Source organism: Pseudomonas spirodelae, from assembly GCF_034653255.1.
Taxonomy (GTDB): Bacteria; Pseudomonadota; Gammaproteobacteria; order Pseudomonadales; family Pseudomonadaceae; genus Aquipseudomonas; species Aquipseudomonas spirodelae.
Map to the genome: position 1 here is coordinate 38,372 of NZ_JAYEET010000033.1, position 9,769 is coordinate 48,140.

Consider the following 9,769-nt stretch of genomic DNA (forward strand, 5'->3'; position numbering starts at 1 on the left):
CTATCAAACCAATACATCCCGCCCCTAAATGCATCTGACCATCTGTTTAAGGCATGCGCACGCACCGCTGGAGAGCACCCAAAGCCTGATTTAACAGTGGTCCAAATCGCCAAGGCTGCATAAGATTTTTTTCTTATAGGCCTTGTTACATTTTTATCTTAGCTATGCTGGAAAGTGTTCTTAGCTTTGATCTTATAGAGCGAGAGTAATCTCAAGAGCATTAAAGCCATTTTTTTGGCGGCATTAATAAGCGTTTATAAGGAGATGTACAAATGCGCGTACTAAACCCTTTATGGAGCAGCATTGTGCTGGCGGCAGTGTGCTCTCAGGCACAAGCCATCACCTTATCCGAGGCAATCCAAAGCACATTGGATAACCACCCGGAAGTGCATGCCGGGGCTAACAGTCGCCTTTCATCGGACGAAGAAGTCAAGATTGCTAAAGGCGGCTATCTACCAACTGTTGACCTACTCATGGGCTACGGTCGAGAAAACACTGATAGCCCCAGCACCCGGGCACTGGGTAACCACAACACCGAAACGCTGAATTACGGCACTTCCGAGCTGCGTCTGCGGCAAATGATTTTTGATGGTTTCAATACGCCCAATGAGGTGGAGCGTACTAAAGCGGTGGTCAATTCTAGGGCTTACCGCCTACTAGGCACTTCAGAAAGCCTGGCGCTGCGAACTGTCGAGGTGTACCTCGACTTATTGATGCGTCGAGAAATGGTGGCCCTTGCTCGCAACAACCTACAGGCTCACCAACGGATTAATGATCAAATCGGCCTACGCAGCCAACAAGGCGTGGGGAGTACCGCAGACTTGGATCAGTCCGAAGCACGCTTGGCGCTGGCAGAAAACAACTTTTATACAGAACAAGTGAATCTGGCCGATGCCGAAGCCAATTTCTTCAGTGCTGTTGGCCGTATGCCCAATGAGCTGACCGCACCCGCATCACTCAAAGGCTCACTGCCTGAAACCCTTGTCGAAGCTCGGCAAGCGGTCGAGAGTAACAACCCCTTTTTGAAATCAGCGCAGTCCGATGTACAAGCAGCCGAAAAGCAATATGAGGTTGCCAAATCAACCTTCTACCCACGCGTTGACCTTGAGTTGGCCACCAATGCCGATAACAACACGCAAGGTGACCAGGGCCATAACAATGGCTGGCGTGCGGCAGTGGTGATGAACTACAACCTGTTCAATGGCATGCGCGACAAGGCGCGGCTGCAATCGACTGCCTATCAAATCAATGAGTCGATGGACATCCGCAACAATGCGTTGCGCGTACTCAATGAGAACCTCTCGCTGGCGTGGAATGCCATGGAGAACGCCCGCCTGCAAACGCCTAAAGCACGCGATTACGCCGACTACACGGCGAAAGTTCGTGAAGCCTATCAACAACAGTTCGGTCTGGGCCAACGCACCTTGCTCGACCTTTTGGACAGTGAAAATGAACTGTTCACCGCTAACCGACGCTACAGCGAAGTGCGCTATAGCGAAGAGTTCTCCATGTACCGGGTATCCGCAGCAATGGGCGATTTGTTGCGTCAGCAGCAAGTAGTAGTACCGGCAGAAGCAGTCGCCCTTAGCGAAGTGAAAAGCGAGGCACGCCTGCCGGCAATGAAGTAGAACGACCATAAGGAGTAGCAGCCCTTGACCAGCATGGAGCGGCCAGAAACATCCAGCGACCCGCGTCTAAATCATGACGACCCTTTGCTTGATGGCTTATTGATTCTATGCAAACTCCACGGCTGCTCAGCCAGCCGTGGCAGCTTAAGTGCAGGGCTGCCGCTGCCAGAACAGCGCCTGACCGCAGAACTGTTATCCCGCGCTGCGGCGCGGGCTGGTTTGCAGGGGCGTTTACTGCACCGTGACCTGGCCAGTATTTCAGCGCTCAATCTGCCAATACTGTTGCTGCTTAAAAATGGCCGCAGCGCTGTATTGCGTCAATGGGGGGCAGATAACCAGGCACAGATACTGCCCTGCGAAGCTGATGGCGGCGAGCAATGGGTCAGCCGAGAGCAACTAGCCAGCGAGTACAGCGGGCAAGCCTTCTTTGCCCGCCCACGCCATGAACTGGAAGAAACACGCTCCCCGCTCATACCGCGGATAGAAGCCTGGTTTCGCGACACCCTGAAACTGTCACGGTGGTTATATACGGATGCGATTCTCGCCAGCCTGCTGATCAACCTGCTCGGCTTAATGGTGCCGCTGTTTGTGATGCAAACCTATGACCGCGTAGTCCCCAACCAAGCCACCTCGACCCTTTGGGTACTGGCCATCGGATTATTTGTAGGCATGGGCTTCGAGTTACTGCTGAAAATCCTACGTGCGCATCTACTTGATACGGCGGGCAAGAAAACTGATGTGGTGTTGTCAGCAACACTGTTCGAACGTATCACCGGTATGTCGATGACTGCACGCCCGGCTACGATCGGCGGCTTTGCTCAAAGCATTCATGATTTCCAGGGCCTACGAGAGTTTCTCACGGCGGTCACTCTCACCAGCCTGATCGATCTACCCTTCTCATTTTTGATGATCGCGGTGATCTGGCTGGTCGGCGGCTGGCTGGTGATCATTCCCCTGCTGGCTTTCCCGATCACTGCGCTCTTTGCCTTTATTATCCAGGCGCGCTTACGCGACACCGTCGAAAAGAGTCTGCAACTGGCCTCGCAGCGCCAAGCACTGCTAATCGAAACCCTTGGCGGCCTGGAAACTCTTAAAGCCTGCGGCGCAGAGAGTGAGCGCCAGCATCAATGGGAGAAAACCCACGGGGCGCTCACCCGCCTGGATATCCACGCGCGTTCATTGGCTGCAATCGCCACCAACGGCACACTATTTCTGCAGCAGTTTGCCGGCATGGCCACCATCGTCGCGGGGGTTTATATCATCATTGCCGGTCAACTCAGTGTGGGGGCGCTGGTGGCCTGTTACATGCTGGGTAGCCGAATCCTCGCCCCTCTTGGGCAAATTGCCGGGCTGATCACCCGCTACCAACAGGCACGTCTGACCATGACCAGCACTGACGCGCTAATGGCCCTGCCACAAGAGCGTCAGGCCAAACAACGGCCACTGGAACGTACGCAACTGCATGGCGCGCTGGATGTGCGTGATGTCACTTTTAGCTACCCAGGCCAGAGTACCCCGGCGCTTGACGGTGTGAGCCTGCGAATGAGTGCTGGAGAGCGCATCGGCATCATCGGCCGCAGCGGCTCAGGTAAGAGCACGCTGGCGCGATTGGTAATGGCGTTTTACAGCCCTGACAAGGGGCAAATCCTGCTGGACAACCTGGACTTGCGTCAGCTTGACGTGTCCGATTTGCGTCACCAAATTGGCTACGTCGCCCATGACCTGCCACTACTGGCCGGCAGCCTGCGCGATAACCTGACGTTAGGCGCACGCTATGTCAGCGATGCACGCATGCTCGAAGTCGCTGAGTTGACTGGGGTGATCGACCTGGCGCGGCAACACCCACAAGGCTTCGACCGTCCCGTAGGCGAACGCGGCCAGCTGCTTTCTGGCGGTCAACGTCAGGCTGTACTGTTGGCCCGCGCACTGCTGCTTGACCCGCCTATTCTGCTGCTCGATGAGCCCACCAGCGCGATGGACAACACCAGCGAAGATATCCTGCGCAACCGCCTGCATACCTGGGCCCAAGGTAAGACCATGCTGTTGATCACGCACCGTGCCTCCATGCTCAGCCTGGTGGACCGCTTGGTGGTATTGGATAACGGCCATATTGTTGCCGATGGCCCCAAAGAAGCCGTCATTGAAGCGCTACGCAAAGGTCGAGTTGGCCCCGCAGCGGTATAGGAGCGCTCATGCAAAAGAACCATTCAATTAGCCAATACTTCGCCAGTATGCGGCAGCGCAAACAAGACACCGAGTTTATGCCAGAGGTCGACGGCGCCATTCTCGAAGACTCGCCCTGGTTCACGCGCATCACCGTTTGGGTGGTCAGCGCCTGCCTAATAACAGCGCTGGTCTGGGCCAACTTTGCGGTACTGGAGGAAGTCACCACAGGCGAAGGCAAAGCCATACCTTCTAGTAAAATTCAGGTCATCCAGAACTTAGAGGGCGGCATCGTCAGCGAGATATTTGTTCGCGAAGGGCAGATTGTTGAGCAAGGCGCCGTATTACTGCGTCTGGACGATACACGCTACCTCTCTAATCGCGGGGAAGCTGAAGCCGATCGTCTAGCCCTGGTGGCACGAGTCGAACGCTTGACGGCTGAAGCGGAAGGCCGCCCGATCAGTATGCCTGAAGAGATCCTACGCCTTGCCCCGCAGTTGGCTGAAGACGAACTGGCGGTTTATCAGTCTCGACAAAAACGCCTGCAAAGCGAGCAACGCACACTGGGCGAGCAACTGCGGCAAAAAACTCAAGAACTTGCCGAGTTTCGCGCCAAAGCCCAGCAATACCGTTCCAGCATGGGCCTGTTACAGCAAGAGCTGAATATGTCACAACCACTGGTTGCCGCAGGCGCAATCTCCCAAGTTGAGATCCTCCGTTTACGCCGCAGCTTGGTTGAAGCAAGCGGCTCACTAAACGCCACCAACTTGGCAATCCCCAGGGCTGAATCGGCGATGGATGAAATCAAAAGCAAAATTGATGAGTCCGAGCTAAGTTTCCGCTCTGATGCCTTCAAGGAGCTCAATGAAGTTCGTACAGAACTACAGAAAATTACCGCCAGCAGCGTCGCTATTGATGATCGTGTCACCCGTACGACCGTGGTCTCGCCTGTACGCGGCATTATTAATCAGCTCAAAGTCAACACCATTGGTGGCGTGGTGCAGCCCGGCAGTGACATGCTGGAAATCGTACCGCTGGACGACAGCCTGTTAATCGAGGCCAAGGTAAGGCCACAGGATGTTGCCTTCCTCCATCCAGGGCAGAAGGCCATGGTCAAATTCACCGCCTACGACTACACCATCTATGGCGGGCTCAAAGCCAACCTTGAGCTGATCAGCGCCGACACCATTACCGATGAGGAAGGCAACAGTTTCTACCTCATTCAGGTGCGCACCGATAAAAGCCACCTAGGCAGCGAAAAGCACCCACTGCTAATCATCCCCGGCATGGTCGCCAGCGTAGACATCATTACCGGTGAGAAGAGCGTTCTCGACTACTTGCTTAAACCCGTGCTGAAGGCGCGCTCAGAAGCCATGCGCGAACGCTGAAACGTCCTATAGCGGGCTCATATTTTTCAGGATGATGCGTCCTGCTTGCCATGATTACGTTGGTAGGTGTGCTCCCCCATCGCCTCAATCTGCCCATCAATCAACACCTCAAAGGGTTTGAGCAGCTCATCGAAACAGGCAGGTGCTTCGACAGTATTCAGCGCGGCAACAATCGCTTCGATAGTTGATATCGCACCAGGCACTGGTGCTTTGCGCAGGCGATAACGTGACTGCAACCCCTCAGGCAGCGCCACCCTGGGCAAAGCCGCCAATAGCGGATTCAGGTACAGCAATTTGCGCGCCTTACGCCAGGTACCGTCAGGCACCACCAAGAGCAGCGGCAGTTCGTTGCGCTGCTCAGCAAACTGCACCAGAGGTTGCGCCTGCTCCCCCGGAAACAGTAAACACGCATGGTGGCTGGGCTGTTGTAACAGCGCAGCGAGCGACTCGAAGACCTCACCAATCAGTAATTCAGCGTTACTCAAGCCAAGCGCAGCCAAGCGGGCGGTATTCAGCGCATGCTTAACCTCACTCGGGTGTTGCAGAATCAACACCCGAGTGCGACTCGGTAAGTTCGGGATAAGCGCACACAGGCAGCGCTCGGATGGACGGCTACAACGTGGGCATTGCGCGCGCGACATGGGTTTCTCCTTAGCCGCGCAGTTTGCCATACCCCATAAAAAATCGGCCCCCTGTCACGTGCCAGGTAGGCCGATAACTGTGCAGTTTTCACTCAGCGGTTGAAGCGCTCCGCCAGGCTGTGCAGGTAATCCGCCATGTCTTCCAGCTCCTGCCCAATTGCTACACCTTGATGGGCCTGCTCAGCACTGCGGTCCGAGAGCTGAGCAATCTGAGTGATCTGCCGGCTGATGTCCTCTGCCACATGGCTCTGTTCTTCGGATGCCGAGGCCATCTGTTGGCTCATGCCGGTAATCCGGCTGACCGCCGCGCTGATACCATCCAGAGCGCTGCGTACAGACTCCACGCTCTCGACGCTCTGCTTGGAAATGGCTTCGCCTTTGCCCGCTGTAACCACCGCACGTTCGGCCCCCGCTCGCAGCGACGCGATGATCTGATGGATCTGCTCAGTCGACTCCCGCGTGCGTGACGCCAGCGAGCGGACCTCATCGGCCACCACGGCAAAACCTCGTCCCTGCTCACCCGCACGCGCCGCTTCGATTGCCGCATTAAGCGCCAGCAGGTTGGTCTGTTCGGCAATGGAGGTAATCATATCGGCCACGCTACCGATTGACTGAGTGGAGTTGGCCAGGTCATTAACCGCCTGCCCAATATCCACCACAGCTTTCGCCATGTGATGCATAGAATCCAGACTGCCGCTTGCCAACTCTAAACCCTGCATAGCCAGACGATCCGCTTCCTCAGCGGCATGTGAAGTGCTCTGGACGTTGTGCGTAACTTCCTGAATGGTTGCAGCCATCTCGTTGATAGCCGTCGCTGACTGATCCGTCTCACTGCGCTGCTGATCAAGCATTTGCGCACTGGCTCGCGACAGGTCGGCCGAGCGCCCCGCATGCTTTTTAACGTTGTTACCCGCATCCTCAATACGCGTCAGCGCCGTCTGCAAACGAGCTTCTTCGCTGATCATGGCCATATCAAGCAACGCCTGCGCACCACGGTTGTTGGTGTACGTTAGGGCAACCAGGGCACTGGTAAACGCCTTGGGGTGCTCAGCAAGGGTCTGCCTGATCAGGCGGCGTTTAGCTGCTAACTGATACGAGCCGAGTCCAAACATTACGGCGACAATAAAGCCCCATAACCAAGGCCCACTAAGCACAAATTGTGCTCCAAGAATCAGCAGGGCAACCAGGATCACCGGCCATGACTGGATAATATCGAGTGTCCAGTACTCAAGCTTTGGCACAGGTGGCTTACCTTCACGTAAGCGCGCATAGAGTTTTTCAGCGCGACGTTTCTGCGCTTCATCCGGCAGAGAACGTACGGATTCATAACCCGCTACGCGGCCAGCCTCATAAATGGGCGTGACATAGGCGCTAACCCAGTAGTAGTCACCGTTTTTCGAGCGATTCTTGACGATGCCCATCCAGGGTTTACCCTGCTTGATGGTGTCCCACATGTGCGCAAACACGGCAGGAGGCATATCAGGATGACGCACCAAGTTATGCGGCTGGCCAATTAACTCCTCCCGGGTGAAGCCGCTCACCTCAACAAAGGCGTCATTGCAATAGGTGATATTGCTATTCAGGTCGGTGGTGGAAATCAACCGCTCATGCTGGGGGAAGGTTTTCTCTCGCTGAGTTACTGGAAGGTTCTGGCGCATTGTGAGCTATCCCTGTCTGAGCGACGTGTGGGTGTACAGGTAAAGTTCTAGCACAGTCCGAACAACTCGCTAGCAAATGCGTGCATGAGTCATTCATCAGGCCCAAAACCACTGCCTTGTAGGGTGAAAGGCAGCCAGCGCAACAGCAGGAATTTCAACGTGAGAGGAAGTAGCCTAGGTACACACCTCGGCTACTGGCGTTACAGCTTGGATGTTTGAGTAAGCAGCACAGGAGTATTAGCGGCGTCGACGGTCTTCAGGCTGAGGGGCTGGTTTAGTGCTGCGTACAGGGATGGGTTGCAATGTTGGCCGCTCAAGCAGGCCAAGGGTTCTCAACAGATCAAGCAGGGCGTGCTGTAACTTGGCGTTCATAAAATAGCCTCCAACCAAGATCATCGAACAGGTGCTTATGCATCTCTTTTCATCTTAGTTCACGTCAGCTGAAACTGCCGCAGCGGCGCTGTTACACGCTAAAACAGCAGGCGCAAGCCCGCATACAGGGTTCGCTCCGGCCCCGGCTCAAAATAGCGAGCGCTGCCATCGTTAATCCGCAGGTTGTCGAAGTACTCACGCCCCAGCAGGTTATCGATACCCAGGTAAGGTTCCAGGCTTTGCTCGCCGAGCTGCAAGCGCTTGCCTAGGCGCAGGTTAAGCAAGGCATAACCGGAGGCTGACTGAGTATTGGCATCGTTGGTGTATACGCGCGCCTGGGCTGTAGCGCCCAAGCGTATGTATGCACCTTGGTTTTCATAGGCCAATTCAGTGAAAAGGGTTTGCCTTGGAATACCAGGACTATGCTTGCCAGCAAAGTCGCCTGCAGACGTTTGATACTCGGTAAAACGATAGTGGTTGTAGGCATAGGCCACGGACCAGCGCCAGGCATCGTCAAGCTGCCAGTCCAGGCTCAACTCAACGCCATCACGGCGCGACTGCCCGGCATTGCGATAGAAGTTACGCCCCGGCTGAGTGGGCAGGTTAAACGCCACCAGCTCATCCTTCAGGTCGATCCGGTACAGCGCCAAGGCATAACGCAGCGAGGTCCACTCACCTTTCAGACCGAGCTCACGGCTTACTGCCTGAGCCGGCTGTAACACTGCATTGAAACCACCCCCTTGCGGGTTTGCCAGCTCATTGATGGTCGGCGTTTCGAATGAACTGGCCAGCCGTGCGTAAAGCGACTGTTGCGGCGTCAGGCGATAACTCAGACCAGCACTGTAGTTCCAGTCGGCCAGGCTGCGCGAACCTGAATCATCGCGACTGTCGACCAGGTAAAGGTCATCCACTGCTAGGCGCACGTGGTCATAGCGCAACCCTAGGGTGGCCTGCCACTGCTCAGTCAGGTTGATCTGATCCTCGATAAACAGTCCTTGGCTAAGCGCGGACTCATCTTGCTGCTGGCGCAACTGCCCGCGTTCGCCGAACAAATTGTCATAGCGCCGCCGATCATCTTGCTGGGCTTCCAGGTCGAAACCTGTGGTGATTTTATGTGGCACGCCAATTAATTCGCGGTAATGACTGTATTGCCCGCCTACACCGCTGAAATAGCGTTTAAAGGTCGTTTGGCCGCTCGTGGCAAACCCCAGCTGATTACCGAACTCACGGTGCCCCAGATAGCTGCGCAGTTGGTACTGGTCGGCTCCAGCAGCGTAGCCATCCCAAACCAATGCCAGGCGTTGCTGACGAATAAACTCATCGGCATCGAAGCGCAGGTTGTTCGGCGCCGCTTGCCGGCGATCCACGTCGACTTGGGCCGCCGTTAAACCACCGGGATCCTCGGCGCGGTTATCGATCGCATTGAAACTTAGGCGTAAGCGCCCCGCCGGCGCATACCAACGCAACTTGGCGGTCAGGCTGTTGGTTTGCGCTGCGCCGTGCTGGCGATACCCATCTAAATGAGTGCTGTTAAACGCCAGCAACGCGCCCAAGTCGCCGTCACTGCCTGCCATTTCGTAAGCGTCCAGCCAAGTCACCTTCCGAACACCAGCATTAAGGGCGATGGTGTCCGCGTATTTTTAAGCGGACGCGATAGCCCTTATCGCCGGGATTTCCATGCGCCAACGAAGCTCTTACCCCAAACCATTCAAGGCCCAGGTTGTTCAGGAGTGCCTGCAACCCGGTGCGAGCGTATCCCGCGTGGCCATCCGCCACGGCATCAACGCCAACGTCATTCGCAAGTGGTTACCGCTTTACCGAGATCAACTGCCAGCTGCGTTGCCGGCGTTCGTTCCGGTGAAGGTGACGCCCAAACGACCGACTGAAGCATCGGTGATTATCGAGCTACTGCTTGGCAA

8 protein-coding genes are annotated in these 9,769 nt (G+C 55.7%); 4 read left to right on the forward strand and 4 right to left on the reverse strand.

Annotation, left to right across the window (positions count from 1 at the left end):
* Positions 1 to 272: 272 nt before the first annotated feature.
* The 3 genes from SOP97_RS09700 to SOP97_RS09710 are packed head-to-tail and all read left to right on the forward strand — an operon-like array spanning position 273 to position 5,179.
* Complete coding sequence (locus tag SOP97_RS09700) at positions 273 to 1,628, forward strand: TolC family outer membrane protein (RefSeq protein ID WP_322949079.1); 1,356 nt, start codon at positions 273 to 275, stop codon at positions 1,626 to 1,628.
* A gap of 24 nt (positions 1,629 to 1,652) precedes the next feature.
* Positions 1,653 to 3,812, forward strand: a complete 2,160-nt coding sequence (locus SOP97_RS09705; RefSeq protein ID WP_322949080.1) for a type I secretion system permease/ATPase — start codon at positions 1,653 to 1,655, stop codon at positions 3,810 to 3,812.
* 8 nt (positions 3,813 to 3,820) lie between these two features.
* Positions 3,821 to 5,179, forward strand: coding sequence for an HlyD family type I secretion periplasmic adaptor subunit (locus tag SOP97_RS09710; protein ID WP_322949081.1), 1,359 nt, complete (start codon positions 3,821 to 3,823; stop codon positions 5,177 to 5,179).
* Positions 5,180 to 5,205: 26 nt separating this feature from the next.
* Here the strand turns inward: SOP97_RS09710 and SOP97_RS09715 are convergent, their stop codons facing one another.
* The 4 genes from SOP97_RS09715 to SOP97_RS09730 all read right to left on the reverse strand — a co-directional run bounded on the left by SOP97_RS09715 (position 5,206) and on the right by SOP97_RS09730 (position 9,448).
* On the reverse strand, positions 5,206 to 5,820 hold the full coding sequence (locus SOP97_RS09715; RefSeq protein ID WP_322949082.1) for a tRNA-uridine aminocarboxypropyltransferase: 615 nt from the start codon (positions 5,818 to 5,820) through the stop codon (positions 5,206 to 5,208).
* A gap of 92 nt (positions 5,821 to 5,912) precedes the next feature.
* Positions 5,913 to 7,478 (reverse strand): methyl-accepting chemotaxis protein, encoded by a 1,566-nt coding sequence (locus SOP97_RS09720; RefSeq protein WP_322949083.1) that lies wholly within the window; start codon positions 7,476 to 7,478, stop codon positions 5,913 to 5,915.
* Between the two features lie 237 nt (positions 7,479 to 7,715).
* A complete protein-coding gene (locus SOP97_RS09725; RefSeq protein ID WP_411912048.1) occupies positions 7,716 to 7,874 on the reverse strand; it encodes a PA1414 family protein in 159 nt (52 codons plus the stop codon).
* A gap of 74 nt (positions 7,875 to 7,948) precedes the next feature.
* Positions 7,949 to 9,448, reverse strand: a complete 1,500-nt coding sequence (locus SOP97_RS09730; RefSeq protein WP_322949085.1) for a TonB-dependent receptor family protein — start codon at positions 9,446 to 9,448, stop codon at positions 7,949 to 7,951.
* Between the two features lie 79 nt (positions 9,449 to 9,527).
* On the opposite strand from SOP97_RS09730, the gene tnpA reads away from it, so the two are divergent.
* The coding region (gene tnpA / locus SOP97_RS09735; protein ID WP_322949086.1) for an IS66-like element accessory protein TnpA at positions 9,528 to 9,769 on the forward strand (242 nt) is incomplete at its 3' end.